Annotated in this window: 22 protein-coding genes, 1 tRNA gene and 1 other RNA gene; 11 read left to right on the top strand and 13 right to left on the bottom strand. The window is 58.2% G+C overall.

The window, feature by feature from the left end; genetic code table 11:
• Window positions 1-10 precede the first annotated feature (10 nt).
• The 9 genes from dppC to ACLEXF_RS22245 all read right to left on the bottom strand — a co-directional run bounded on the left by dppC (window position 11) and on the right by ACLEXF_RS22245 (window position 10401).
• The gene (gene dppC / locus ACLEXF_RS22285) at window positions 11-913 is read right to left on the bottom strand and encodes a dipeptide ABC transporter permease DppC (protein ID WP_004204988.1); all 903 of its coding nucleotides are present in this window, start codon (window positions 911-913) and stop codon (window positions 11-13) included.
• 9 nt (window positions 914-922) lie between these two features.
• Window positions 923-1942 (bottom strand): dipeptide ABC transporter permease DppB, encoded by a 1020-nt coding sequence (dppB, locus tag ACLEXF_RS22280; protein WP_002921786.1) that lies wholly within the window; start codon window positions 1940-1942, stop codon window positions 923-925.
• Between the two features lie 134 nt (window positions 1943-2076).
• Entirely contained in the window at window positions 2077-3684 is a 1608-nt protein-coding gene (gene dppA / locus ACLEXF_RS22275; RefSeq protein WP_017900014.1) for a dipeptide ABC transporter periplasmic-binding protein DppA, read from the bottom strand.
• Window positions 3685-4505: 821 nt separating this feature from the next.
• Window positions 4506-4638: non-coding RNA, RtT sRNA (locus tag ACLEXF_RS22270), on the bottom strand.
• A gap of 34 nt (window positions 4639-4672) precedes the next feature.
• A tRNA-Pro gene (locus ACLEXF_RS22265) sits at window positions 4673-4749 on the bottom strand.
• A gap of 119 nt (window positions 4750-4868) precedes the next feature.
• The gene (locus tag ACLEXF_RS22260) at window positions 4869-6263 is read right to left on the bottom strand and encodes an ankyrin repeat domain-containing protein (RefSeq protein ID WP_154041470.1); all 1395 of its coding nucleotides are present in this window, start codon (window positions 6261-6263) and stop codon (window positions 4869-4871) included.
• A gap of 193 nt (window positions 6264-6456) precedes the next feature.
• Entirely contained in the window at window positions 6457-8130 is a 1674-nt protein-coding gene (eptB, locus tag ACLEXF_RS22255; RefSeq protein ID WP_211777083.1) for a kdo(2)-lipid A phosphoethanolamine 7''-transferase, read from the bottom strand.
• A gap of 242 nt (window positions 8131-8372) precedes the next feature.
• On the bottom strand, window positions 8373-9578 hold the full coding sequence (locus ACLEXF_RS22250) for an L-lactate MFS transporter (protein ID WP_004204995.1): 1206 nt from the start codon (window positions 9576-9578) through the stop codon (window positions 8373-8375).
• Between the two features lie 241 nt (window positions 9579-9819).
• A complete protein-coding gene (locus ACLEXF_RS22245) occupies window positions 9820-10401 on the bottom strand; it encodes an autotransporter outer membrane beta-barrel domain-containing protein (protein ID WP_072140522.1) in 582 nt (193 codons plus the stop codon).
• A gap of 205 nt (window positions 10402-10606) precedes the next feature.
• Between ACLEXF_RS22245 and tag the strand changes: the two genes are divergently transcribed.
• Together tag and ACLEXF_RS22235 are read left to right on the top strand one after the other, a co-directional pair.
• Window positions 10607-11188, top strand: a complete 582-nt coding sequence (tag, locus tag ACLEXF_RS22240; RefSeq protein WP_004204998.1) for a DNA-3-methyladenine glycosylase I — start codon at window positions 10607-10609, stop codon at window positions 11186-11188.
• Entirely contained in the window at window positions 11166-11606 is a 441-nt protein-coding gene (locus ACLEXF_RS22235; RefSeq protein ID WP_004205000.1) for an N-acetyltransferase, read from the top strand. Before tag ends, ACLEXF_RS22235 begins: the two co-directional genes overlap by 23 nt.
• Here the strand turns inward: ACLEXF_RS22235 and ACLEXF_RS22230 are convergent.
• The gene (locus ACLEXF_RS22230) at window positions 11575-13905 is read right to left on the bottom strand and encodes a molybdopterin guanine dinucleotide-containing S/N-oxide reductase (protein WP_048326017.1); all 2331 of its coding nucleotides are present in this window, start codon (window positions 13903-13905) and stop codon (window positions 11575-11577) included. The two genes, ACLEXF_RS22235 and ACLEXF_RS22230, sit on opposite strands and share 32 nt — an antisense overlap.
• Before the next feature lie 166 nt (window positions 13906-14071).
• Here ACLEXF_RS22230 and ACLEXF_RS22225 point away from each other — a divergent pair, with 166 nt between their 5' ends.
• From ACLEXF_RS22225 to ghrB, 6 genes are all read left to right on the top strand, one after another.
• Window positions 14072-14734, top strand: a complete 663-nt coding sequence (locus ACLEXF_RS22225) for an OmpA family lipoprotein (RefSeq protein WP_002921917.1) — start codon at window positions 14072-14074, stop codon at window positions 14732-14734.
• A gap of 103 nt (window positions 14735-14837) precedes the next feature.
• The gene (locus tag ACLEXF_RS22220) at window positions 14838-15854 is read left to right on the top strand and encodes a LacI family DNA-binding transcriptional regulator (protein ID WP_004205002.1); all 1017 of its coding nucleotides are present in this window, start codon (window positions 14838-14840) and stop codon (window positions 15852-15854) included.
• Window positions 15855-15965: 111 nt separating this feature from the next.
• A complete protein-coding gene (locus ACLEXF_RS22215; protein WP_407259561.1) occupies window positions 15966-16715 on the top strand; it encodes a sugar phosphate isomerase/epimerase family protein in 750 nt (249 codons plus the stop codon).
• 3 nt (window positions 16716-16718) lie between these two features.
• Window positions 16719-17654, top strand: a complete 936-nt coding sequence (locus ACLEXF_RS22210; protein WP_032456719.1) for a sugar kinase — start codon at window positions 16719-16721, stop codon at window positions 17652-17654.
• Between the two features lie 104 nt (window positions 17655-17758).
• Window positions 17759-19039, top strand: a complete 1281-nt coding sequence (locus ACLEXF_RS22205) for an MFS transporter (protein WP_004205006.1) — start codon at window positions 17759-17761, stop codon at window positions 19037-19039.
• 24 nt (window positions 19040-19063) lie between these two features.
• On the top strand, window positions 19064-20035 hold the full coding sequence (gene ghrB, locus ACLEXF_RS22200) for a glyoxylate/hydroxypyruvate reductase GhrB (RefSeq protein ID WP_017900020.1): 972 nt from the start codon (window positions 19064-19066) through the stop codon (window positions 20033-20035).
• A gap of 109 nt (window positions 20036-20144) precedes the next feature.
• Here the strand turns inward: ghrB and ACLEXF_RS22195 are convergent, their stop codons facing one another.
• Window positions 20145-20855 carry a DUF3053 domain-containing protein gene (locus ACLEXF_RS22195; RefSeq protein WP_002921929.1) on the bottom strand — a complete coding sequence of 237 codons (711 nt, stop codon included), beginning with the start codon at window positions 20853-20855 and terminating at the stop codon, window positions 20145-20147.
• A gap of 440 nt (window positions 20856-21295) precedes the next feature.
• Here ACLEXF_RS22195 and ACLEXF_RS22190 point away from each other — a divergent pair, with 440 nt between their 5' ends.
• The 3 genes from ACLEXF_RS22190 to cspE all read left to right on the top strand — a co-directional run bounded on the left by ACLEXF_RS22190 (window position 21296) and on the right by cspE (window position 23650).
• Complete coding sequence (locus ACLEXF_RS22190) at window positions 21296-22651, top strand: MFS transporter (RefSeq protein ID WP_049093596.1); 1356 nt, start codon at window positions 21296-21298, stop codon at window positions 22649-22651.
• Window positions 22652-22895: 244 nt separating this feature from the next.
• Window positions 22896-23186 carry an HTH-type transcriptional regulator gene (locus tag ACLEXF_RS22185; protein ID WP_004205010.1) on the top strand — a complete coding sequence of 97 codons (291 nt, stop codon included), beginning with the start codon at window positions 22896-22898 and terminating at the stop codon, window positions 23184-23186.
• 251 nt (window positions 23187-23437) lie between these two features.
• Window positions 23438-23650: a transcription antiterminator/RNA stability regulator CspE gene (gene cspE, locus ACLEXF_RS22180; protein ID WP_000014594.1), complete on the top strand. Its 213-nt coding sequence runs from the start codon at window positions 23438-23440 to the stop codon at window positions 23648-23650.
• Window positions 23651-23748: 98 nt separating this feature from the next.
• On the opposite strand, the gene ACLEXF_RS22175 is transcribed toward cspE, so the two are convergent.
• Both ACLEXF_RS22175 and hokA read right to left on the bottom strand, forming a co-directional pair.
• A complete protein-coding gene (locus tag ACLEXF_RS22175) occupies window positions 23749-25368 on the bottom strand; it encodes an ATP-binding cassette domain-containing protein (RefSeq protein WP_423265814.1) in 1620 nt (539 codons plus the stop codon).
• A 301-nt stretch (window positions 25369-25669) separates the two neighbouring features.
• On the bottom strand, window positions 25670-25822 hold the full coding sequence (gene hokA, locus ACLEXF_RS22170) for a type I toxin-antitoxin system toxin HokA (protein WP_004205012.1): 153 nt from the start codon (window positions 25820-25822) through the stop codon (window positions 25670-25672).
• Between the last annotated feature and the right edge of the window lie 216 nt (window positions 25823-26038).

Raw genomic sequence — 26038 nt, 5'->3', positions numbered from 1 at the left:
CTCGAACCTCTTACTGCTTCAGTTTGGGATCGAGCGCGTCACGCAGACCGTCACCCATCAGGTTAAATGCCAGCACCGTCAGCAGGATCGCCACGCCCGGGAAGGTCACCACCCACCAGGCGCTCTGCGCGAACTGCAATACGTCGGAGAGCATGGTGCCCCACTCCGGCGTCGGCGGCTGCGCGCCCATGCCGAGGAACCCCAGCGCGGCCATGTCGAGAATGGCGTTAGAAAAGCCCAGCGACGCCTGAACGATCAGCGGCGCGAGACAGTTAGGCAGAATATTGACGAACATCTGGCGCATCGCCCCGGCGCCCGCCACGCGGGAAGCGGTCACGTAGTCGCGGTTGACCTCCACCAGCACCGCCGCGCGCGTCAGACGCACATAGTGCGGGAGCGCCACGAAGGTCAGCGCCAGCGAGGCGTTGACGATGGAGGGTCCGAAGATAGCCACCAGCACCAGCGCCAGAAGCAGACTCGGCAGCGCCAGCATAATATCGACGACGCGCATGATGATTGAGTCCACCACTCCGCCGAAATAGCCCGCCACCAGGCCGAGCACCACGCCGAGGATCAGCGACAGGACCACCACCAGGCAGCCCACCAGCAGCGACAGGCGCGCGCCATACATCAGGCGAGACAGAATATCGCGGCCCACGTCGTCGGTGCCGAGCAGATGCGCCAGGCTGCCGCCCTCCTGCCAGAACGGCGGCGCCAGCAGCGAATCACGGAACTGATCCGCCGGGTTATACGGGGCGAGAAAGTTGGCGAACACGGCGATTACGATCATCACCGCCACGTACACCAGACCGACCACCGCCCCTTTATTGCGTTTGAAATAGTGCCAGAACTCCTGCAGCGGGGTCATGGGCACCGGCGCAGTGATAACTTTATTTTCAGTAACTTGTGACATGATGACCCCTTACTTCTTATGCCGGATACGCGGGTTCACCACGCCGTACAGCAGGTCGACCAGCAGGTTGACGAGGATAATCATCGTCGCCACCAGCAGCACCCCGCCCTGCACCACCGGATAATCGCGACGCTGCAACGCGTCGATCAGCCAGCGGCCTAAACCAGGCCATGAGAAAATGGTTTCCGTCAGGATGGCGCCCGCCAGCAGCGTGCCCACCTGCAGGCCAATCACCGTGACCACCGGCAGCATCGCGTTACGCAGCGCGTGGATCACAATCACCCGCATCCGGGTCAGGCCTTTGGCGCGCGCGGTGCGGATGTAGTCTTCGCCGAGCACTTCCAGCATCGACGATCGGGTCATACGCACGATCACCGCCAGCGGAATGGTGCCCAGCACGATGGCGGGCAGGATCATATGCATTAAGGCGTCAATAAAGTCGCCCTGCTCGCCCCAGATGGCGGTGTCGATCAGCATAAAGCCGGTCAGCGGCAAGGTATCGTCAAGGAAGACCGTATCGCTGATACGCCCGGAGACCGGCGTCAGGTTCAGCTGCACCGAAACCAGCATAATCAACATCATGCCCCACCAGAAGATAGGCATCGAGTAGCCGGTCAGCGCCAGGCCCACCGCGGTGTGGTCAAAGATGGAGCCGCGTTTTACCGCAGCCAGCACGCCCACCGGAATGCCGACGGCGACGGCGAAGATCATCGCGCAGACGCCCAGCTCAAGGGTGGCTTTAAAGCGTGGGACAAACTCCTGCCACACGGGAATGCGGCTTTTCAGCGAGATGCCTAAATCGCCGTGCAGCACGCCCCAGATATAGTGGGCATATTGCTGCCACAGCGGCTTATCAAGGCCCATTTCGGCCAGCAGCTGCGCGTGACGTTCGGGGGAAATACCACGTTCGCCCGCCATAATCATCACCGGATCGCCGGGGATCATATGGACGAAGGCAAAGGTGAGAAGGGTGATACCGATAAATGTCGGGATGACAAGTCCCAGACGTCGGAGAATAAACTGCAACATAACCCGGATTCTCTCTAGTGACGCCCCGCCTGGCGACAGGGCGTCTGTATTGCTCACAAAAGCATTCCCCGGAATAGCGGGAATACGCCCCCCACCTCTCCCACGCGGGGAGAGGGAGTCAGGCATCGTGCTTATTATTCGACAGAGACGTTATCGAAGTGGTGTTTACCCAGCGGATCCACCACATAGCCTTTGACTTCTTTACGCACTGGCTCGTAAACGGTGGAGTGAGCGATGATCAGCGCCGGAGCCTGGTCATGCATCACTACCTGAGCCTGTTTGTACAGTTCAATACGCTTGTTGTGGTCGTCGGTGGCGCGGGCCGGCTGAATCAGATCTTCAAACGGCTTATAGCACCAGCGCGAGTAGTTGGAGCCGTCTTTCGCCGCGGCGCAGCTGAACAGGGTGGCGAAGAAGTTATCCGGATCCCCGTTGTCGCCGGTCCAGCCCATCATGACGCTCTGGTGCTCGCCCGCTTTCGCGCGTTTCAGATACTCGCCCCACTCGTAGGTGACGATTTTGGCCTGGACGCCAATCTTGGCCCAGTCGGCCTGGATCATCTCCGCCATACGGCGGGCGTTCGGGTTATACGGACGCTGTACCGGCATCGCCCACAGATCGATAGTGAAGCCTTTTTCCAGGCCCGCTTCTTTCAGCAGCTGCTTCGCCTTCTCCGGATCGTAGGTGTAGTCTTTAACGTCGTCGTTATAGCCCCACATGGTCGGCGGGATCAGGTTCTTCGCCGCCTGGCCTGCGCCCTGGTAAACGGCTTTGATGATCGCTTCTTTGTTAACCGCGTAGGTCAGCGCCTGACGAACTTTCACGTCGTCCAGCGGTTTCTTCTCGGTGTTGAAGGAGAGATAACCGACGTTCAGGCCCGGCTGTTCCAGCAGGGTAATGCTCTTATCTTCCTTCATGCGCGCGATGTCCGCCGGGTTCGGATACGGCATCACCTGGCACTCATTTTTCTGCAGCTTGGCATAGCGCACGGAGGCATCCGGGGTGATGGAGAAGACCAGACGATCGATCTTCGGCTTGGTGCCCCAGTAGCCCGGGAAGGCTTTATACAGAATGCGGGAATCTTTCTGATACTGCAGCAGCTGGAATGGACCGGTACCGATAGGATTGAGGTCTACTTTTTCCGGCGTGCCGGCTTTCAGCATGTTGTCGGCATACTCTTTAGAGAGAATAGAGGCGAAGTCCATGGCCAGGTCAGCGAGGAACGGCGCTTCCGGGCGGGTCAGGACGAACTGGACGGTTTTATCGTCCACTTTCTTCACTTCGCTAATCAGGTCGGGTAACCCCATCCCTTCAAAGTATTCATAGCTGCCGCCAGAAACTTTATGGTACGGGTTATTGGTATTCTTCTGACGATCGAAGGAGAACACCACGTCATCGGCGTTCAGGTCACGGGTTGGTTTAAAGTCTTTATTATCCTGCCATTTCACGCCCTGACGCAGGTGGAAAGTATAGGTTTTACCATCCGGGCTGACTTCCCATTTTTCAGCCAGTCCAGGAATAACTTCCGTCGTACCGGTTTTGAATTCGACCAGGCGATTGTAGATCGGTACGGAACTGGCGTCATAGGTGGTGCCAGAGGTGAAGAGCTGTGGGTTAAAGCCTTCCGGCGAGCCTTCTGAACAATAAACCAGGGTTTTCGCTTGCACGCTGGCAGCGACGGTCATGGCGACAAGGCTCAGACCAAGCTTCAGCATCCCTGATTTCTTCAAGGAAATACTCATTATTCTGCTCCAAAACTGTGATGTTGTTTGCATATATCCGCCGGACCTTTATTTATTTTTATTCGTCATATTCGAATGATGGATGCGTTGGCTGTGCTCAATAAGCCAGTCACATAGCCATCTATGCTCCTGGGGATGCTCAAGCTTGCCGCCTTCCCGCAATTCGAACTATTTAGAATATACCCGGTCCAGTCGGTGGTGCCCGAAGGCGTTGAGAGAGATGGGGATTCCTTTCGCAAAAACGACTGAGTTGCAGTACGGATTCTCCATGAAATGCCCCTCATGCCCTACAATCTGTCAACAGAATGGGGAAACGTCAATACAGCCAGCCGGGTTTTACATCCAGCGTGAGAAACGACAGGCAAAGATTAAAAAAACTTCAAGACGCTATTTTCAGCAGAGAAATTTATGCTACTGGCGAATATGCAGAATAAAGACCTTATTAATTTGCGACACCCAGTGGGAAACAATGCCAGTAAATGAGAAAAATTTCTTGCTATGTGACCAATATGTGAGCGATTAATAGCGTGAACGTTAAAACGCACAGCGGAAAATGCTGTATTCAGCCATAAGCTTCGCGAAAAAAGATCTGTTCATCGATAAAAAAATGCAATGGAAGATGTCACAAAATAGCGAACAGCTGGCTGGAAACGGGGGTAAAGATGTTTTTTGTGATTTTGATGCGGTTTTGGGCCGGGAGACTGCAGACGGTGCCCGGCGGCGCTGCGCTTGCGCGGGCCTACGGGATCTGGAGCGAACCTTCGGGGTTCTCATCCTCACTGGCCGCAGAAGCAAAAAAGCCTGCTCATTGAGCCGGCTTTTCGAATTTGGTCGAGGATGACTCGCCACTTTGTGGCTCGCCCTGCGGGCCGTTGCTGACGCAACGTTCTCTCGCTTCGCTCGAGTCGAACCTCCTGCCCCCGGAGGTTCTCATCCTCACTGGCCGCAGATGCAAAAAAGCCTGCTCGTTGAGCAGGCTTTTCGAATTTGGTCGGTGATAGAGGATTCGAACCTCCGACCCCTTCGTCCCGAACGAAGTGCGCTACCAGGCTGCGCCAATCACCGAATGCGGGGCGCATCTTACTGCTGGGATGCCTACCCGTCAATGCCTTATTTTCAAAAAATCGTTCAACCGGCGAGAAACTCAGCACCCTGCGCAGCGAATCGCCGGTTGGTCCGCTTTTTTAGCGGCAGCTGACCTCAAACGCTTTGCGATGCTCGGCTACCTTACAGGTCACCGGCTCACCGAGATAAGTTGGGCCCGCCGGTTTGAATGTAAACTCTCCCAGCAGCATCGTCAGTTCCCCCAACCCCGGGCAGGTATGCTGATGACGCATAATGTCCGGGCGGGTATCGTTGTTTACCGCGCGGGCGATGTCGCTGTACGCCAGCTTGTCGGCAAAGGCATTGGCGCAGAATTGCAGTTCGCTTTGCGCCATATGCGCGGCCTGCCCTTTCAGCTCGGCATGCTGCGCCAGCAGCAGCTGGCGAACCTCGCCGGCCCGGCTGTAGCCAATCGCCGTATACCCTGCCTTATTGCTGAGATTGACGCTGGCGCCGGCCTCGAGGAGTGCCTCGACATTGGCTTTATTATTCATTTTGACCGCCAGCATCAGCGGGCTGAGGTCGTTGGCGGAGAGCTGGTCCACCTTTGCGCCGCGCTGCACCAGCGCCGCGATCACCGCAGGCGACCCCTGACCCGCCGCCACCTGCAGCGCCGTGAGCCCTTCCCGGTTCGGCTTATCCACCTCCACGCCGGAGGCTGACAACGCCAGCACCAGATTGGGATCGTCCCCCGCCGCCGCCAGCATCAGCGGCGTGGTGCCGGATTTATCCGCCAGGCTGGTATCCGCCCCGGCGTTGGCCAGGGTCGTGATGGTTTCCGCCGATCGCGCGTGATCGACAGCGAGGAAAAAGACCGATTCCCCTGAAGCATTGACGGCCTTCACGTCCGCCCCATGCCCGATCAGCAACGCCACGATCTCGTCAACGTTCTTCTTAAACGCGCCGGGGGCCAGTTGTAACGCCATGTCTTCCGTCATCAGCGCGCGGCTGCCCGTCGCCAGCGATTTCGCCGCCGTTGCGCCGACAATCTTGTCCAGCGCACTCTGCTCCTCCACAGGCGCATCGGGCTTTTTCATCGCCAGAATATGCTGGTAGTCGCTTCTGACGTCCCCGCCGTCGGCAATGGCGGACATCAATGCTGTGCTCTTGTCGACGGTGGTCTGATTCACCGACGCGCCCGCCTGGAGAAGATCGCCGATAATCGCCGCATCGCTGCCTCGCGCCGCCGCCAGCATCAGCGCCGTGACGCCCTGGCGCGTCTGGAGATTCGGCTGCGCCTGACGCTTAAGCAGGAGCGCTACCACCTCGCGACGATTTTCCGCGGCAGCGACCATCAGGCCGCTTAAGCCGGTTTTATCCTGACCATCCACATCGATGCCGTTATTCAGCATGGCTTCGATCGTCGCCGGCGCATCGTATTTACAGGCGAGCAGGAACTGGCGGGTTTCCTCTTCGGACTGACAGCCCGTTAGCATCAGCAGGCACAGCAGGGCCAACCCCTTTATTACCTTCATCCTTTCTCTCCGTGAAAAGTGGCTGCACAGGAGGAGCGGGAACACTGGAGGGTATTCAAAGAAGAAGAGGCAACCTGCCAGACACATCCGCTGTGCAAAAAAAATCCCTCGCCCGGCGGACGCCGGCGAGGGATTAGCTTATCCTGGGCTCAGGAAAGGAAAACAGACCCGAGAATCTGAAAAATCCGCTGTCTTACTTTTTCCGCCGACACCAGTTATTGTTCTCGTTGATCCCGCCATCCGGCGAGGTATAGCCAAGGCAGCCCATAATGGTGTCGTACAGTTCGACGTGACGGCGCGGCACCTTCATCGCGGCCTGCTGCTGCAGATGGGCAAACGCAGCGGCATGATCCGGATTCTCCAGGTATTTATCCGACATCCAGACCATCATCGGCACACGGAACTGTTCCGGCGGCGCCATCTTGCGCGGCGTACCGTGCAGATGTTCACGCTCGTTAATCGACTCGCCGTGGTCGGCGGCATAGAACACAATCGCTTTCTTATCCCGCAGCTGGTCGAGGACGCTGACGATAAAGTGATCGACATAGGTCACGCTGTTGTCGTAGGAGTTGATCAGCTCCGCTTTCGAGCACTTGTTATCAACACCGACGCACTCCGGCTTCCACTGGGCGAAGCTGCGCGGATAGCGTTGGGTGTAGTTAAAGTGCGAGCCTTTCGTGTGGAGGATGATCAGGTGCTTACCAGAGGCGTTGCCCTGCTCCATACCGCGCTTCATCTCATCCACCAGCAGCATATCGTCAACGCTCTTGCCGCGGTTGCGCGGCTCGGCGCCAATCTGCTCGCGATAGGCGATATTGTTGGCCATCGTGTTGCTGTAGAACCACATCTCACTCTGCATGGCGTACAGATTGCCGCTGAAGCCCAGCTGATGAAGCACCGCAAAGACGTTCTGCTCTTTGAGGGTCCGCTGCGGGTTATCCTCTGCCCCGCCCTGACGCACAAACATGCAGCGTAACGACAGCTTGGTGGCGGTATCGCACGAGTAGCCGCGGAAAGCGACCAGATTCTTCTCTTTCGCCAGCTCTGGCGTGGTGTTACGGCTATAGCCAAGGATGCCCATATGATCCCAGCGGGTGGTTTCGCCAATGATAAACACCACGTAGGTGTCATCGAGCCCTTCCGGGGCGACGTAGGTAAATTTCTTCGCCGGGTTAATCAGCGATTTGTTATCTGAGGATTCATCCACCTGCGCCCAGGCGTACAGCCCCAGCGCCGACAGCCAGTTCGACGGCAGGTAGGAGTTGGCGATCACCCCGCCGTAGCTCGGCATATCCACTTCCGAATGGCGCTCGACATCGTGTTGGCGCAGCTCAAGCAGGCGGATAGGTCCCCAGACGATGAGGCCGGCCAACACCACGATCAGCACGTTTTTAACCCGCTGGCCCGGGGTACGCAGTTGGCGCAGCAGCGTATGGCGGCAGCGGTTGCTCCAGATAAACAGCAGTGGCGGCGCGCTCACTGCCGCCAGCCAGAGGATCAGATGCCAGCCGATGACCTCTTTCGACAGGTCGATATCGGTGGTCATCACCGAGGCGATAATCCCGTAGCCAATCACCACGTTAAGGAACGTCATGTAGTAACTGGCGGCGGCGGAAAACAGAACAATCAGCGTCGCCAGAATGCGCCAGATACGGCGACCGAACAGCGACAGAAGACGTAACAGGAAGAAGGTGACAAAGACCGTGGCCACCAGCTCAACGACACCGGAAAGCCCTTTCCAGACAGTGAACTCTTGAGCATAACCATCGAAACGCCGAAAAAAAACGGCGACGTTCATAAACCAGCCGATGTACAGCGCCAGCCAAAAACTAAGCTTCTGCTGCGTCATCGTTCTAATATATTTCATGCAAGCAAACCTGGAAAAAGAAGAATAAAACACCGCCTGACGCTGTGGCATGAGTCAGTAGGCTAATAGGGTGCGTTAGGGTTGGTTATCAGAAACCTCTACAAAGCGCGATAAGTAGACCACAGGGAACGGGAAAAGTATCAGGAGGGAATGTGATCCAGCCAAACATTTACAAAATATTTGGCTGGATTGGCACTATTTGCTTAGGGTATTAATCAGGGGCACGTTTCACGCTGCAGGTTTCAGGCGTGCGCCTCGCTATAGACACTGCCTTTCGGCTGACGAATGGTGGTGGAAAGCGCCAGCGAAATAATCAGCAGGGCGAAGATCACGCAGAAGGTGACGTAGAAGCCCCCGAACAGCGAAGCGATGAGGGAACCGCAGATGCTGCCGATACCAAAACCCAGATAAATCACACCATAGTTTTTCGCCAGGTTGTTCAGACCGAAGAATTCACTGACCAGCGATGGGAAGACGGTGATGGTTCCGCCGAAGTTAAAAGCAACGCAGGCGATGGCGGCGAAAAAGGTCATGGCATTCAGCGGGGCGAACAGCAGCGCGGCCATCCCCACCAGCGACACCACCTGACCGATGGTGATCACGCGAATGCGGGAAATTTTATCGGACAGGATACCTAACACCAGGCGACCGCTAAGGTTAGCGATTGAGATAACCGTTACCGCATTGGCCGCCGTGGCGACATCCAGGTGGACCATTCCCTGCGCGATATCTTTCGCCACGCCAATCACATACAGACCGCTCATGCAGGCCGTCAGGAACATCACCGCCAGCATCCAGTACTGCGGTTTACGCATCGATTCGGCGAGAGTGAAGTCGTTTTCCACGACGCCGTTGGCCGTGGTGGTCGCCGTATGATTTGGCGCATCTTTCATCAAGGTCGCGCCAAAGACGATCATCACCAGCACGATAGCGCCCCAGATAACGAAGGTTTTTTCCAGACCAACGGTGGCCAGCAGATGAGTATCAATGAATTTGAACCCCAGGCTGCCGAGGCCATAGGAACCGATGGAGAAGGCGGAGATCAGCCCTTTGCGTTCCGGGAACCACTTGACGCAGTTCGACAGGGTCAGCAGATAACCGGCCCCGTCCGCCAGCCCCACCAGCACGCCAGCGCTCAGCCATAGCATCATCAGGCTGCTGGAGTGGGCGGTCAGAAAGAAGCCCAGACCAAGCAGGATCCCGGAGGCCATGGTGACGCGCTTCACGCCAAAACGCTCCTGCAGCTTGCCGGCGACCGACGAAGAGAGCGCCAGCCCGAGGCTCAGCAGGCCAAAGGAGAAGGCGACCTGGCTGACCGGTTCGCCCAGTTTGTCAGATAGTGAACTGTTAAACAGGCTCCAGGTATAAACCGAACCGAGAGCGAATTGGGTGATGATGGTGCCGATAAGCGTAAGCCAGCGGGTCGATTGACGGTTTGCAGCGTTCATAGCAGTTGTCCTGATAAATTAACTGCCGCCACAATAGCGAAGGCCCCTCATCCAGTGGGGGAAAAAGGCATGAACTGCCATCAGCAGGGAATGAAATGCATTAATGGCGGAATGAATGACATTGCATGACATTCATTCCGCGAATTTCAGGGAAAAAGTTAGTGTGCGCTATCTCACAGAAATGCGCCATTACTGAGATTTAACAATAACCACATCGTTTCAAATGCGTAACAATCGCGGGTCAAAAGTTGGCGCTGACCCCCATCAGATAGAGCGTATTTTCCCCCGATGGGACGTTGTCCGCCTGTGACAGCGTGGCCCATGCCGCCACATGCGATCCCAGCGGCATATCGGCGCCCAGGGTGACATCACTCCAGCCGCCCTCTCTGGCGCGGGTGGTCGGCGACCAGGCATCGCTGGCGAGCGACTGGTTATAGCTCACCTGCGCCCAAGGGTGCACGCCCCACAGCGACTGATAATCCATACGCCAGCCGAGCGTGTTGACATATCCCGTCTCGCCCACGCTTTTCGTCGCCGGCGCGGTGTAGTCGCTGCGCAGGCTGGCCACCGGCCCGGAGGTCATGCCGTTTGCCAGCAGATAATTCCAGCCGACGCTCATCCCACGGCTGCTGTCCGGCGGCGCCAGCCCCTGGTTTAACGCCAGTCCGCCCGGCGTTTCAGACGACTTCATCCGCTCGGCGAGGATATCTTCATAGCGTGGTTGGTGATCGCTATCCCATGTATAGCGTTCCGACGTATTACTTTTTGTATCGATAGCGATATATTCCTGTTGCCAGGCATTCGCTCCAGAGACACACGACACCCAGACGGATACGCACACCGGGAACAAGAACCCCCGGAGGCCATTGCATTTCTTTATTATCATTAATGCGACTCCAGAAAAGAGCCGAATCGGCATTATTGCTGTGTTTTTTTGGGGATACGATTTCCCTGTATTAACTATTATCTTTATCTTTCAGTCGTCAAGCCGGGGCGTCCACTTTTTTAGCGCAGAGGGAGAAATAGCTATGCAGCGTTGCGGATGGGTGAGTCAGGATCCGTTATATATCGAGTATCACGATACCGAATGGGGTGTCGCGCAAAAAGCATCCCAGCGGCTGTTTGAAATGATCTGCCTTGAGGGTCAGCAGGCCGGGTTATCATGGATCACGGTGTTAAAAAAACGGCAAAACTATCGCCAGGCTTTTCACCAGTTCGATCCGGTGCGGGTGGCGGCGATGGGGGATGAAGATGTCGAGCGGCTGCTGCAGGATGCCGGGATTATCCGCCATCGGGGAAAAATCCAGGCCATCATCGGCAACGCCCGGGCGTATCTGGCGATGGAGGAAAATGGCGAGTCGTTCACTGATTTTGTCTGGTCCTTCGTCGACAATGCGCCCCAGGTCACCCGCGCGGCGACGCTGGCGGAGATCCCGACCACGACGCCGGCCTCAGATGCTCTGTCTAAAGCGTTGAAAAAACGCGGTTTTAAGTTTGTCGGTTCGACAATCTGTTACTCTTTTATGCAGGCCTGCGGGCTGGTCAACGACCATGTCACCGGCTGCTTCTGTCACCCTGGAGGTCAGGATGATCCGCAAGTGGGACGCTAAAGATAACCTGCCGCTGCTGGACCTGTGGCTGGAAAGTACGATTCATGCCCATCCCTTTATCAGCGAAAGCTACTGGCGCGACAGCGTCGCGGTGGTACGGGATGTCTATCTTCCCGCCGCCAGCACCTGGGTCTGGGAGCGCGACGGGGAGCTAAAAGGCTTTGTCAGCGTGCTGGAGTCCCGTTTCGTCGGCGCGCTGTTCGTCGCGCCGGACGCTATTCGCCAGGGCATTGGCCGGGCGCTGCTGGATGAAGTCAAGCAGCACTACGCCTGGCTTAGCCTTGAGGTTTATCAGAAAAACGAATCAGCGGTCAGTTTCTACCATGCGCAAGGCTTCCGCATTGAAGATTGCGCATGGCAGGACGATACTCAGCACCCCACCTGGATTATGCGTTGGCCGGCGGATCAAATGCCGTAAGCGGCAGCGCCGGGCCGGTATATTTCTCCAGCCACGCCAGGGCGGTGTTACCGGCGCAGCCGTTGCCCAGGCGGGATGTTGGGATATCTTTAGTTAAGACGTTCACCGCCCCGTTTTTGCAGATGCCTGCCACCGGATCCAGGTCGGGCCACGCTCCTTCATGCAGGCATATCACCCCCGGGCGGATCCCCTCCGTCACCACCGCGCCGGCCAGCACCTGACCGCGGGCGTTCCACACCCGCACCAGATCGCCATCGGCAATCCCCCGCGCCCGGGCATCCTGCGGATGAATAGTCAACGGTTCGCGTCCGGCAACGGCATAGCGTTCGCGCAGCGCGGAGTAGTTCAGTTGACTGTGCAGCCGGTGGGCCGGATGGGCCGACAGCAGCTGCAGCTGCCCCGCCTCGGCGTTGCCATGCCACTCGTCGGGCTCCAGCCACATTGGGTGCGGCGGGCAGTCGGTGTAGCCAAAGGCGGCGATGGTCGGCGAGTGGATCTCAATTTTACCGCTCGCCGTTTTCAGCGGGTTGGCCTGGGGATCGTCGCGGAAGGCGGCAAAGCGGATGAAACGGGCATTCTCCGGCTCCTCCGGCATCTCAATCAGCTGGTTAGCCTGCCAGAATTCGGCAAACGGCGGCAGCGTCACCTGCTGCTGGGCGCCGCGCCGGGCGGCCATCTGATAGAAGGTCTCCAGCCACTGCAGATCGCTCTTCCCTTCGGTAAAGCGCTCGCGGCCGCCCGCCTCCCAGCGTTCGCTGAGGTCGGCAAAGACCGCGAAATCATCGCGCGCTTCACCCTGCGGGGCGACCACCTGCTTCATCGGCACCAGATGCTGATTGCTGTAGTCCCCGGTCATCGTCAGATCGTTGCGCTCAAACGAGGTGGTCGCCGGCAGGACGATATCGGCATGACGCGCGGCGGCGGTCCAGAAGCATTCGGAGATGACGATAAGCTCTGGTTTCTGCCAGGCCTGAATCAGGCGGTTGGTATCCTGATGATGGGTAAAGTTGGCGCCGCCGGCCCACCAGATAAAGCGAATATCGGGGAAGCGCCGCGCCATGCCGTTGTGCTGATACTCCGCCCCCGGGTTCTCCAGCGCCTCGACAATCCGCGCGACCGGGATCTTCTCCACGGCGTCCACGCCTCCGGCCACGCTCCCCTGCATCGAGCCCAGCACCGCCGCGCGGCGGGTCGGATTGCCGCCGTTGGCGAAATGGTAGGAAAGACCAAACCCGCCCCCCGGGGTGCCAATCTGCCCCAGCATCGCAGCCAGGGTGACCAGCATCCAGTGTTTCTGCTCGCCATACTGCTGGCGCTGCATGCCCCAGCCAGACATCAGCATAGTGGTGTTTTCGTGGAAAAGTTTCGCCAGTTCGCGGATCTTATCCGCTGCGACGCCGCAGATAGCCGCCGCCCAGTCGGCGGTTTTCGCCACGCCGTCGCTTTCGCCGGTCAGATAGCGGGCAAAAATCTCGTAGCCGCTGGCGCAGCGGGCAAGAAACTCGTCGTCCTGCCAGCCATTCTCCACCAGCGTATGGGCGATACCCAGCATCAGCGCGACGTCGGTACCCATATGCGGCGCGATCCACTCCATCGAATCGCCAAAGAAATCGACAGTTTCCGATCGCATCGGATCGATGCAGATCAGGCGTTTTCCGCTCTGGCGCAGCCGGTCGAACCACGGGATACCCTGCTCGTCGGAGGCGTTCCAGGCAATTTTCAGCGTATTCAGCGGGTTGGCGCTCCACAGCACCACTACCTCGCTGTATTCCAGCACCAGCGGCCAGCTGGTCTGCTGCTGATACACCTCATTGCCGCCCACGACGTAAGGCATGATCGCCTGCGCCGCGCCGGTGGAGTAATCCCCGAGATGGCCGGTGTAGCCGCCCGCCAGGCTCATATAGCGCTGCAGCAGGGTGGCCGCCTTATGCAAGACGCCGTTAGAACGCCAGCCGTAGGAGCCGGCAAAAATAGAGGCCGGTCCGTAGCTTTCGCGGATCCGACGATGCTGGGCATCGATCAGATCCAGCGCCTGCTCCCAGCTCACCCGCACAAATTCATCCTGACCGCGGACCCCCTGGGGCTTGTCCGGAGAGGCAAGGAAACCTTTGCGCACCATCGGGTAGCGCACGCGGGTTTTACTGTGCACCTGGTCGCGCACCGCCGTTTGCAGCGAGTTGGCAAACGGTGTCGCCAGCGCGCCGCGGGAGGAGAGGACGTTTTCCCCGTCCGTTTCCACCAGCATCGGTCCCCAATGGGCGGCGGTTAAAATGGTTTTGGTTGCAGATGAGGTTGGCAAGGGCAGCTCCTGGTCAGCGAAAGCAGGTGTGGTGACGGTGCGATCGGCGCCGTTCAATGTTATTTACAAAATGAGATGGTGTTTGGGGAATTTTCTACGTATTCGCGCGTCATAATCAACCGTCACGTTCGCTGTGACAAAGAATAAAAAGGATTAAGGACATTAAATGAAAAAACGCGTACTTATGATTGCGGCGCTGGTCAGCGGCACCCTGGCGATTTCTGGCTGCACCACCAACCCCTATACCGGTGAGCGTGAAGCAGGTAAATCCGGTATTGGCGCAGGTATTGGCTCCTTAGTGGGCGCTGGCGTCGGCGCGCTCTCCTCTTCCAAACATGACCGCGGCAAAGGCGCGCTGATTGGCGCAGCTGCAGGCGCGGCGCTGGGCGGCGGCATAGGCTACTACATGGACGTGCAGGAAGCGAAGCTGCGCGACAAAATGCAGGGAACCGGGGTCAGCGTGACGCGAAATGGTGACAATATCGTGCTGAACATGCCGAATAACGTCACTTTCGACAGCAACAGCGCCAACCTGAAACCGGCCGGCGCCAACACCCTGACCGGCGTGGCCATGGTGCTGAAAGAGTATGAGAAAACCGCCGTTAACGTCGTCGGCTACACCGACAGCACCGGCAGTAAGGATCTGAATATGCGTCTGTCGCAGCAGCGTGCTGACAGCGTCGCCAGCGCACTGATCACCCAGGGCGTGGCGGCCAACCGCATTCGCACCACCGGCATGGGGCCGGCGAACCCGATCGCCAGCAACAGCACGGCGGAAGGTAAGGCGCAGAACCGTCGCGTGGAAATCACCCTCAGCCCGCTGCAATAAGCGCATCCTCATGTTGCCCGGCCGCGCCTCTGCCGGGCAAAATGCTTGATATCGCTATTTTTCGCGCTAAGGTGTTGGCAGATTTTCAGCAAAGGAAGCCATCATGGCGAAAGCGGCGCGTGCAACCATTAGCGATGTGGCGAAAGCCGCAAAGACCGGCAAAACCAGCATTTCACGGTATCTTAACGGCGAGAAGCACCTGCTTTCCGACGATCTGTTATCACGTATTGAAAAAGCCATTGCCGAACTCGACTACCGCCCCAGCCTGATGGCCCGCGGCCTCAAGCACGGCCGCACCCGCCTCATCGGCCTGATCATCGCCGATATCACCAACCCCTATTCGGTCAATGTCATGAGCGGCATTGAAGCGGCCTGCCGGGAAAAGGGCTTTACCCTGCTGGTGTGTAACACCAATAACGAGCTTGACCAGGAGCTGCACTATCTCGACCTGCTGCGCAGCTATCAGGTGGAAGGCATCGTCGTCAACGCGGTCGGCATGCGGGAGGATGGCCTGAACCGCCTGCAGCAGTCGGCCCTGCCGATGGTGCTGATTGACCGTAAAATCCCCGATTTCGCCTGCGATGTGGTCGGGCTTGATAACGCTCAGGCCGCCACCACCGCCACCGAACACCTGGTGGAGAAAGGCTTTGAGGCCATCCTGTTTCTCAGCGAACCGCTGGGCTCGGTCAATACCCGCCGCGAGCGCCTGAGCGCCTTTCGCGCCACGCTCGCCCGCCACCACGGCGTGGTGGCCGAAAACGCCGAAGTGCAGCTCAACGACGGCGCGATGATGGACAACGTCCTGCGCCAGTTCCACGCGCGCCACCGCGGGATGCGCAAAGCGGTGATCTCCGCCAACGGCGCGCTGACGCTGCAGGTGGCCCGCGCCCTGAAGCGCGTCGGCCTGATCTGGGGCAGCGATATCGGCCTGCTGGGCTTCGACGAACTGGAGTGGGCGGAGCTGGCCGGCGTCGGCATCACCACCCTCAAACAACCGACGTGGCAGATCGGCTACGCGGCGGTGGAACAGGTGATTCGGCGCATTGCCGGCACTAACGACCCCATCTGCGAGCGGGTCTTTTCCGGCGAGCTTATCGTCCGCGGATCAACCTCCCGTTAACGATCCTTCGTGATGCCGATCATAAATTAAACATCTCGCCCTTTCTTATGGAACCGATACCATCTAGCGTAATAAGGAGATTAAGCAACAAACGCCGGGAGTAAGAGCGCGATGGCCAGAAAAATTATTGTCGTTACCGCTGCCTATGGTAATGACCATGTTAAATCCTTAGGCGGCCAGGCCGCCGTCCTGCCGTTTATCGCCGACGCCGGCGCGGACGGCGTCGAAATCCGCCGCGAGCTGTTCAGAACCGAAGAGCTCAACGCCCTGCCGGCGCTGGCAGCCGCCATCGAGCGCCACGGCCTGCTGGCTTGCTACTCCGCGCCCCAGGCGCTGTTCGCCGACAACGGCGAGCTTAACCCGCATCTCCCGACGCTGCTCGCGGAAGCGCAGACCCTTAACGCCCTGTGGCTGAAGCTCTCCCTTGGCCATTTCCGCCACAACCAGCAGCTCGACGAGCTGCGCCATATCCTCAGCGACAGCGGCATGGCGCTGGTGGTGGAGAATGACCAGACCGACTGCGGCCAGCTGGCGCCGATGCAGCGCTTCAAAGCCGCCTGCCGGGTCCATCAGCTGCCGATCACCTTAACGTTTGATATGGGCAACTGGCTGTGGGTCGGCGATTCGCCGGAAGAGGCAGCCCGCCATCTTGCGCCGGCGGTCAGCTATATTCATGTGAAAGCGGCGGAGCCACATCAGGAGAAATTCCGCGCTGTGCCGCCGGATCAGGCCGCCGACCGCTGGCTGGCCCTGCTCGATAATCTTCCCGCCGACGCGCCGCGTGGAATCGAGTTTCCGCTGACTGGCCATGACCTGACGGCCGTGACCCGCCGCTACGTCAACCTGTTACGCGAGGAATAAGCCGTGGAAAATTTAGATGTCATCACCATCGGCGAAGCTATGGCCATGTTTGTCGCCACCGAAACCGGCGATCTGGCTGAGGTGGAGCATTTTATGAAACGTGTCGCCGGCGCCGAGCTGAACGTCGCCACCGGTCTGGCGCGCCTGGGTCTGAAGGTCGGCTGGGTCAGCCGCGTCGGTAACGATAGCTTTGGCCGCTTCGTACTGCAATCGCTGGCGAAAGAGGGGATCGATAGCCATGCTGTCGCCATTGACAACCGCTTCGCTACCGGTTTCCAGATGAAATCGAAAGTCGAAAATGGAACCGATCCCATTGTGGAGTATTTCCGCAAAGGTTCTGCCGCCAGCCATCTGTCGCCTGACGATTTTCGCGCCGACTACTTCACCAGCGCCCGTCATTTGCACCTGAGCGGCGTGGCCGCCGCGCTCTCTGAAAGCTCATATGCGCTGCTGGAGCATGCGGCGAAGGTCATGAAAGCCGAGGGCAAAACCCTCTCTTTCGATCCCAATCTGCGTCCGGTGCTGTGGAAAAGCGAAGCCGAGATGGTGGAGAAACTCAACCGTCTCGCCTTCCAGGCTGACTGGGTTTTGCCAGGCTTAAAAGAGGGCGTCATCCTCACCGGCCAGCAGACTCCGGAGGGGATCGCCGATTTCTATCTCTCGCGCGGCGTCAAGGCGGTGGTCATTAAAACTGGCTGCGACGGCGCCTGGTTCAAGAGCGCCAACGGCGAACAGGGAACGGTTGATGCCATTAAAGTCGAAAACGTCGTCGATACCGTCGGCGCCGGCGACGGCTTTGCCGTCGGGGTGATTAGCGCCCTGCTGGAAGGCAAAACCCTGCGTCAGGCGGTGAACCGCGGCAATAAAATCGGTTCGCTGGCGATTCAGGTCCAGGGCGACAGCGAGGGGCTGCCCACCCGCGACGCGCTGGGCGAATAACATTTATACGCAACAATAACAGCCGCCCTGTACCCTACCTGCAGCGCGGCACAGCAGCGCCCGTTTCGACGGACGTATGTCACCTCATTGACAGAGGCAAGCCTATGAATAGCTCAACAAATGCAACGAAACGCTGGTGGTACATCATGCCTATCGTGTTTATCACGTATAGCCTGGCGTACCTCGACCGCGCCAACTTCAGCTTCGCCTCCGCGGCAGGCATTACCGAAGACCTGGGCATCACCAAAGGGATCTCTTCCCTGCTGGGGGCGCTGTTCTTCCTTGGCTACTTCTTCTTTCAGATCCCCGGCGCTATTTATGCAGAGCGCCGCAGCGTTCGCAAACTGATCTTTATCTGCCTGATCCTGTGGGGCGGCTGCGCCTCCCTGACCGGGATTGTGCATAATATCCCGGCGCTGGCGGCCATTCGCTTTATTCTCGGCGTCGTCGAAGCGGCGGTGATGCCGGCGATGCTGATCTATATCAGCAACTGGTTCACCAAATCCGAGCGCTCGCGGGCCAATACTTTCCTGATCCTCGGCAACCCGGTGACGGTCCTGTGGATGTCGGTGGTCTCCGGCTACCTGATTCAGGCCTTCGGCTGGCGGGAAATGTTTATCATCGAAGGGGTGCCGGCGGTGATCTGGGCCTTCTGCTGGTGGGTGCTGGTGAAAGATAAACCGTCGCAGGTATCCTGGCTGGCGGAGAGTGAAAAAGCCGCGCTGCAGGAACAATTGGATCGTGAGCAGCAGGGCATCAAAGCGGTGCGTAACTATGGCGAGGCCTTCCGCTCCCGCAACGTGATCCTGCTCTGCGCCCAGTACTTTGCCTGGAGCATCGGCGTGTACGGCTTTGTACTGTGGCTGCCGTCGATTATCCGCAGCGGCGGCGAAAATATGGGGATGGTGGAAGTGGGCTGGCTCTCCTCGGTCCCATACCTGGCGGCGACTATCGCCATGATCGTGGTCTCCTGGGCTTCCGATAAAATGCAGAACCGTAAGCTGTTCGTCTGGCCGCTGCTGCTGATTGGCGGACTGGCCTTCATCGGCTCCTGGGCGGTCGGCGCCAACCACTTCTGGGTCTCTTACACCTTGCTGGTAGTGGCTGGTGCGGCAATGTATGCGCCTTACGGCCCCTTCTTCGCCATTATTCCGGAAATGCTGCCACGCAACGTCGCCGGTGGCGCCATGGCGCTGATCAACAGCATGGGCGCCCTGGGATCCTTCTGCGGCTCGTGGTTTGTCGGCTACCTGAACGGTGCCACCGGCAGCCCAGCAGCTTCCTATATTTTTATGGGGGTGGCGCTTTTCGCCTCAGTATGGCTGACTTTGATTGTTAAGCCTGCTAATAATCAAAACCTTCCACTTGGCGCTCATCACGCCTGAACGACTCACACTACGGAGATTCGCATGAAGCCGTCTGTCATTCTCTATAAAACGCTTCCCGACGACCTGCTACAGCGTCTGGAGGAGCACTTTTCCGTCACTCAGGTGAAAAACCTGCGGCCGGAGACCGTTTCGCAGCACGCTGAGGCCTTTGCCCAGGCTGAAGGCCTGCTGGGCTCCAGCGAAAAGGTTGACGCCGCGCTGCTGGAGAAGATGCCGAAGCTGCGTGCGACCTCCACCGTGTCCGTTGGTTATGACAACTTCGACGTCGAGGCGCTGAACGCCCGCCGGGTGCTGCTGATGCATACCCCGACCGTGCTGACCGAGACCGTCGCCGACACGATCATGGCGCTGGTGCTGAGCACCGCCCGCCGGGTGGTGGAAGTGGCGGAGCGCGTTAAAGCGGGCGAATGGACGAAGAGCATTGGGCCAGACTGGTTCGGTACCGACGTACACCATAAAACCTTAGGTATCGTCGGCATGGGCCGCATCGGCATGGCGCTGGCGCAGCGCGCCCACTTCGGGTTCGGCATGCCGATCCTGTATAACGCGCGCCGCCAGCATCCGCAGGCGGAGGAACGTTTCAACGCACGCTATTGCGATCTTGATACCCTGCTGCAGGAAGCCGATTTTGTCTGCCTGATCCTGCCCCTGAGCGAAGAGACCCATCATCTGTTCGGCCAGGCGCAGTTCGCCAAAATGAAATCTTCCGCCATCTTTATTAACGCCGGGCGCGGCCCGGTGGTCGACGAGCAGGCGCTGATCGCCGCCCTGCAGGCGGGTGACATTCACGCTGCCGGCCTTGATGTCTTCGAGCACGAGCCGCTGGCTAAAGATTCGCCGCTGCTGAGCCTGCCGAACGTCGTCGCGCTGCCGCATATCGGCTCCGCCACCCATGAGACGCGCTACAACATGGCGGCCTGCGCGGTGGATAACCTGATCGACGCCCTGAACGGCAAGGTCGAAAAAAACTGCGTCAATCCGCAGGTAAAATAAGCCATAAAAAAACCCGGGTAGCGGCGGCAATCGCCCTCCCCGGGTTCTTTTTTGCATTCTGTCCGTTATCCAGCCCGTTCGCCGCAGCTCACGTCAGCCAGACAGGGCATTAGCGGGTCGCGTTCACCGCCGCCGTCCATGCCTGATTAAACGCCTGATGCTGCGCCGCCAGCGGCCCAATCAGCGCATTGTACTGACTAGCCTGCTGGGAAGTCGGGAATTGAATGCCGTTGGCCACAAAGCTCACCTGGGTTCCCTGCTGGGCGACAAAATCCCCCACCTGAACCAGCTGCTGGGTAAAGATCTGCGCGGCCGGGATCAGCGGCTGCAGCGCGTCGGCTGGCGCCGTCACCACCTTGGCGTAAACCTGATCGAAGACCGGCTTGAGATCGTCCGCCTGCTTCAGCGCGCCATGCGCGGCATCGGCCTGCATTTTGGCATTCTGCAGCTGCTGGCTGAGCACGCCCAGCGCGCCGTTCGCCTGACGCAGCGGCTCGCGCTGGGTCATATAGTCCTGCGGAACGCGGATCGCATTGACGCTGTCCACTACCGGGCGCAGACCAGCGTCCATCGCCTGGCTCACCTGCTGCGAGTAGCCGTAGATCACCGCGTAGTCAGAGACAAACGGCCCAAACTGTTTTTTCTGATCGGCGGTCAGCGTCGGCAGTCGTTCACCGCTACGCATCGCCGTATTCTGCAGGAAGTCGATAAACGCTTTGCGCTGATCGCCTTCTTTATCAAAACACCCACTCAGGCTAACCACCATTAATAAGGCCGCCATAGCCGCAAACCAGCGAGAGCAGGACTTTCCTGTCGCCATTTTTTTACTCCTTTCAGCCAAAAAAAGCGCACAAAGACACACACGTGCCAGACGCTGACAAGGATAGTCCAGCTCGGCCTCGCAGGATACCCTTTACTGCTAATCTTACGCAGGAAAAACGCCATTCCGCACGCCGCTGCCGTCGCCTGGCGCGTCTGTTATGCGCATCACAAATATGCGCTTCAAATTAGACCGATGAATATCAATTAACTGATTGATATTTCTGCAATTTATAATCCACTGCCCAACACCGCGCCCTGAAGCGGACGATAATCGCACGCTTTGGCGCCCGCCCGGATTGCCTGGTCAGCGCTTCAATGATTTGATAAATGAGCGATTAACGGCGATGCGTTCGATTATCGCACAAATCAATCTCAACGACGCGAAGGCGACGATAATAACAAACCTCTGTCCCTCGCTCAGTCTGCCAGGAAAGCCGTATGACTAAGACAACCATCGACATTCAGGCCTTTATCAACGAGCACCCCTTCACCCGCTACCAGTGGATGATCCTCGCGCTCTGCTTCATCACCGTCGCGATGGACGGGTTCGACACCGCGATCATCGGATTCATCGCCTCCGACCTGGTCCAGGAATGGGGCGTGGAAAAATCAGCCCTCGGCCCGGTGATGAGCGCCGCGCTGGTTGGCCTGGCGGTCGGCGCGTTAACCGCGGGACCACTGGCTGACCGTATCGGCCGCAAGAAAGTGCTGATTATGTCGATCGTGGTGTTCGGAGGATTCAGCCTGCTCACCGCCTTTGCCACCAGCCTTAACCAGCTGACGCTGCTGCGCTTCCTGACCGGCCTGGGCCTCGGCGCGGCGATGCCCAATGCCGCGACGCTAATGAGCGAATATGCGCCGGAGCGCCGTCGGGCGCTGCTGGTGAACCTGATGTTTGTCGGCTTTCCGATGGGCTCGTCGCTGGGCGGCTTTTTATCCGCCTGGATGATCCCGCACTATGGCTGGCAGAGCGTGCTGGTATTGGGCGGCGTGATGCCTCTCCTGCTGGCGGTAGCATTAATTTTCCTGCTGCCGGAGTCCGCCCGCTATCTGGTGGTGAAGCGTCAGCCGGCGCAGCGCATTGCCACTATCCTGCGGCGTATTGCGCCGCTGCCGGAGGTGGTGGAGTTTGAGCTGCGCGAAGCAGGCCAGGTGAAAGAGAAGTCGGCTATCGGCGTCATTTTCTCCCCACGCTACGCAGTGGGTACCGTGATGCTGTGCCTGACCTACTTTATGGGTCTGCTGATCTTCTATCTCCTGACCAGCTGGCTGCCGCTGCTGATCCGTGAAACCGGCGCATCGATGAGTCAGGCCTCAATTATCACCGCCCTGTTCCCGCTCGGCGGCGGAATTGGCGTGCTGATCCTCGGTGCTCTGATGGACAAGATCAATCCCAATAAGGTGGTGGCCGTCGGCTGGCTGCTGACCGGCGTTTTCGTCTGTCTGGTGGGCTTCTCTACCAGCAGCCTGGCGCTGATGGGGGTGATGGTGTTCATCGCCGGCAGTATTATGAACGGCGCGCAGTCGTCGATGCCGGCGCTGGCGGCAGGCTTCTATCCAACGCAAGGGCGCGCCACCGGCGTGGCCTGGATGCTGGGCATTGGTCGCTTCGGCGGGATCCTTGGCGCGTTCAGCGGCGCCTTCCTGATGCAAGCCCAGCTCTCGTTTGAGACCATTTTCACCCTGCTGGCTATCCCGGCATTCCTGTCAGCCATCGCGCTGCTGATTAAATATCGGGTCAGTAAATCAGCGCCGGCGGCGACAGAGGACGCGAGAGGTCTGCAGAAAGCCTGATCGACAAGCCGGCGACCCGCGCCGGCTTTGCCGCTTTTTTCTTATCCGTTTACAAAAATTTTCGAAGCCACGCCATCGTATTAGTAATCATGCTCTTAGGGACCGCTGCCGTTCGGCTATTGGGGCTGATTCGATAACCTGCTGGCAAATAATCACGGGCGTTACCATCCTTGATGCTTTTTTCTGACTATTCTTAAAGAGCTTTAGAAAAATCTCTTCCGCTGTGTGATAAAAGGAGTTCTCAATGGAATATAAAGATCCCGTGTTTGAACTGCTGAGCAGCCTGGAACACATCGTTTTTAAGGACGATAATCAGACACTTACCTCAAACCGTAAGTCCACTGTGTTTAGTGAATTTGAACAGCTGCGTAAAGGCACTGGACTTAAGATTGACGACTTCGCCAACGCCATGGGCGTGAGCGTCGCTATGGTAAGAGAGTGGGAATCGAGACGGGTAAGACCGTCCCCCACTGAGCTAAAATTAATGCGCCTGATTCAGGCCAACCCGCAGCTTTCAAGGCAGTTACTCGATTAATCCCGAGCGCAGCGGTAAGGGCCAGCAAGGGAGCTTTTACCGCTGCACCGTAAAAAAAGTTTGCTATCAGGTGCTGAACGTGCGTTAATGCTCGCAGGTTTGATGTACAGACCACAGAGCAGTCGAATAGAGCAGTCCTTCTAAGGTTATCCAAAGATACCCCCGTAGTGAACTTTCCCTTTATCGCTTTAAATCTGTAGTCCAGACCGCTACGCCGCAAGGCTCACTTATTTTTTTAAAGGTAATTCACTATGTCCGGTAAAATGACTGGTATCGTAAAATGGTTCAACGCTGACAAAGGCTTCGGCTTCATCACTCCTGACGATGGCTCTAAAGACGTGTTCGTACACTTCTCTGCTATCCAGAACGATGGCTACAAATCCCTGGATGAAGGTCAGAAAGTCTCCTTCACCATCGAAAGCGGCGCTAAAGGCCCGGCAGCTGGCAACGTAACTTCTCTGTAAGTTCAAGCCGCTAAGAATCAAGAATCCCTGCCTGATGGCGGGGATTTTTTTTATCTGTCGCCAACAGCCGCCAGCTTACGATGGCGGCTGTTGGGCATTCAGAGCCGGGTATAGCGCCAGCCCGTTTCCTCCCATGCCAGACTATGGGTCAGCCTCAGACCTTGTAAAAACGCCTCATCATGCGACACCACCAGCATCGCGCCGGGAAACGCCGCCAGCGCGCTTTCAATAGCCTGCGTCGATGCTAAATCGAGATGGTTGGTCGGCTCATCCAACAACAGCAGCTGGGCCGGATCGCGTCGCCAGAGCAAGCACGCCAGGGCCGCTTTCAGGCGTTCGCCGCCGCTGAGCGCCGACAGCGGCAGAGTGACCTTATCCGCGCCCAGCTGCAGCTGCGCCAGGCGGGTGCGCAGGAGGCCCTCATCCAGCGGGGTATCGTCCAGGCTCAGGTGCGCCATGACCGATAACGACAGATCCAGCTGCGTCAGATGTTGATCGAGGTAAGCGGCGCTCACCGACAGCCGGACATCGCCTGAGGCGGCCTGCTCCAGCCCCAGCAGCGTTTTCAGCAAAGTGGTTTTGCCACAGCCGTTCGGCCCCTTTAGCGCGATGCGCATCGGACCATCCACGCGCCAGTCCAGCGGCGCAGCCGGTGCATGGTCGAGCTGCAATGCTTCCACCACCAGCACCTGCTTGCCGGCGGCCACTTCGCTGCCTGGCAGGGTGAACATCACCGGCGTATCCTCTTCCACCCGCTCTCGCGCCTGCTGCACGGCGCCATTCAGACTGCTGTTCTGTTCACGATGCTGACGGCGCAGCGTTCCCGGACGCTCTTTTGCCGCGCCTTTGTACTTCACACGTTCAAAAGAGGCGATATTCAGGGTATCAATAGTACGCAATGTCTGCGCCGAGCGCCGCTGGGCGGCGTCATGCTCCTTTTGCATTCGCGCGCGGGTGCGTCGCCGCTCGGTCGTCGCATGGTCCAGCGCCGCGCGCGCGGCCTGCTGCTCCGCCTCACGCTGCCGCTGATATTCAGCATAGTTGCCGCCGTAGCTGCGCAGCGCCGTCGGCGTCAGCTCAATAATCCTCGGCATCCGCGTCAGCAGCTCGCGGTCGTGGCTGGCGATCAGAGCCCCGCCCTGCCAGCTTTCCAGCTGGTGATAGAGCCACTCCCGCCCCTGGCGGTCCAGATGGTTGGTAGGCTCATCCAGCAGCAGATAATCGGCGCCGGAGACAAAGGCGCCGCACAGCAGAGCCTTCATCCGCTCGCCGCCGCTGAGTGAAAAAGCGGGGCGATCGGCAGAGAACGGCGGGAGATCGGCTTCACGGAAAGCTAAACTCAGGCGATCGGTGAGATCCCAGTGGCCATCCAATAGCTCGAAATCGTCGGCCAGTCCATTACCCTGTTCCAGGCGGAACAAGGCGTCAAATACTGGCACATAGCCGAGAAGCGCGGCGAGGGTGGTCTCCGGCGTGAGCGTCGGCTGCTGCGCCACCCAGGCCACGGCGGCGGCGCGCTCGATATGGCCGCCGGCAGGAGAATCAAGGCCCGCCAGCAGGCGCAGCAGGCGCGTCTTACCGACGCCGTTCCGGCCGACCAGACCGCAAAGGGTCGGTTCCAGCGATAAATTTAGCGGACCAAACAGGGTCTGTCCCGTCGCAAACTGACAGGTGACCTGATGTAAAACAAAAGCGGGGATGTGGGCGCAATGAGCCATAAGCACTCCTGAATGAAATCAATACTCCCCTACCCGCAACATCTGCGAGGTAAGGCGTGAAATTCATCAGTCGTGTTTGTTCATTTGTGGGGCGCGCTCCAGTGAGACGAGGGATTCGTCGGGGCATAGGATAGCCACACTCCGCTATGAATTTCAAGCCCGTTTAATTCAACGGCCGTGTAAAAATAAAAAGGCCTCCTGATATCAGGAGGCAAAGGATTTATTTGGTGAACAATGAAAGGGTGCATTGAGAATACCTGACACCGCAAGCATGGTGGGGATAGATCCCCACCAGATGCTCTTACTGTTTAATATCACAGGCTAAGAATGCCACCAGCTCAATATTTCCCTGCCTGATCTGTAATTCACATAGCGAATCACGAACCATCCAGGTCAATAATAAAATAGTGAAGCAAATCACTACTAAGCCAAACAACAGATACTTTTGCGGCATTCCTCGCCTCCCGTGTTGATTTTCAACAAGTAAGAGGCTACTCTTATGGTGTTCATGCATAGGGGAGCCTCACTTTGATTACTATCAGGTGGGGCTTTTCTCTGTCTGCCTCCCGCTGAATACCTGAGACACACAGTCTCAAGCACCCGCCGCCATTCTAGCGTAAATACCTCGCGGAATTATGTTTATATATTCCTAAACATTTCTTATCGATGA

Source organism: Klebsiella pneumoniae complex sp. WS1778 (genome assembly GCF_049472055.1).
Taxonomy (GTDB): domain Bacteria; phylum Pseudomonadota; class Gammaproteobacteria; order Enterobacterales; family Enterobacteriaceae; genus Klebsiella; species Klebsiella quasipneumoniae.
Note: the sequence above shows the minus strand (reverse complement) of the source record. Positions and strands in the feature narration are given on the sequence as shown.

Bases quoted from the DNA above. Each gene is read 5' to 3' on its own strand.
- dppC (WP_004204988.1), bottom strand. From the start codon at position 913: ATGTCACAAGTTACTGAAAATAAAGTTATCACTGCGCCGGTGCCCATG.
- dppB (WP_002921786.1), bottom strand. From the start codon at position 1,942: ATGTTGCAGTTTATTCTCCGACGTCTGGGACTTGTCATCCCGACATTT.
- dppA (WP_017900014.1), bottom strand. From the start codon at position 3,684: ATGAGTATTTCCTTGAAGAAATCAGGGATGCTGAAGCTTGGTCTGAGC.
- ACLEXF_RS22260 (WP_154041470.1), bottom strand. From the start codon at position 6,263: ATGAAGGTAATAAAGGGGTTGGCCCTGCTGTGCCTGCTGATGCTAACG.
- eptB (WP_211777083.1), bottom strand. From the start codon at position 8,130: ATGAAATATATTAGAACGATGACGCAGCAGAAGCTTAGTTTTTGGCTG.
- ACLEXF_RS22250 (WP_004204995.1), bottom strand. From the start codon at position 9,578: ATGAACGCTGCAAACCGTCAATCGACCCGCTGGCTTACGCTTATCGGC.
- tag (WP_004204998.1), top strand. From the start codon at position 10,607: ATGCAGCGTTGCGGATGGGTGAGTCAGGATCCGTTATATATCGAGTAT.
- ACLEXF_RS22235 (WP_004205000.1), top strand. From the start codon at position 11,166: ATGATCCGCAAGTGGGACGCTAAAGATAACCTGCCGCTGCTGGACCTG.
- ACLEXF_RS22225 (WP_002921917.1), top strand. From the start codon at position 14,072: ATGAAAAAACGCGTACTTATGATTGCGGCGCTGGTCAGCGGCACCCTG.
- ACLEXF_RS22220 (WP_004205002.1), top strand. From the start codon at position 14,838: ATGGCGAAAGCGGCGCGTGCAACCATTAGCGATGTGGCGAAAGCCGCA.
- ACLEXF_RS22215 (WP_407259561.1), top strand. From the start codon at position 15,966: ATGGCCAGAAAAATTATTGTCGTTACCGCTGCCTATGGTAATGACCAT.
- ACLEXF_RS22205 (WP_004205006.1), top strand. From the start codon at position 17,759: ATGAATAGCTCAACAAATGCAACGAAACGCTGGTGGTACATCATGCCT.
- ghrB (WP_017900020.1), top strand. From the start codon at position 19,064: ATGAAGCCGTCTGTCATTCTCTATAAAACGCTTCCCGACGACCTGCTA.
- ACLEXF_RS22195 (WP_002921929.1), bottom strand. From the start codon at position 20,855: ATGGCGACAGGAAAGTCCTGCTCTCGCTGGTTTGCGGCTATGGCGGCC.
- ACLEXF_RS22190 (WP_049093596.1), top strand. From the start codon at position 21,296: ATGACTAAGACAACCATCGACATTCAGGCCTTTATCAACGAGCACCCC.
- ACLEXF_RS22185 (WP_004205010.1), top strand. From the start codon at position 22,896: ATGGAATATAAAGATCCCGTGTTTGAACTGCTGAGCAGCCTGGAACAC.
- cspE (WP_000014594.1), top strand. From the start codon at position 23,438: ATGTCCGGTAAAATGACTGGTATCGTAAAATGGTTCAACGCTGACAAA.
- ACLEXF_RS22175 (WP_423265814.1), bottom strand. From the start codon at position 25,368: ATGGCTCATTGCGCCCACATCCCCGCTTTTGTTTTACATCAGGTCACC.
- hokA (WP_004205012.1), bottom strand. From the start codon at position 25,822: ATGCCGCAAAAGTATCTGTTGTTTGGCTTAGTAGTGATTTGCTTCACT.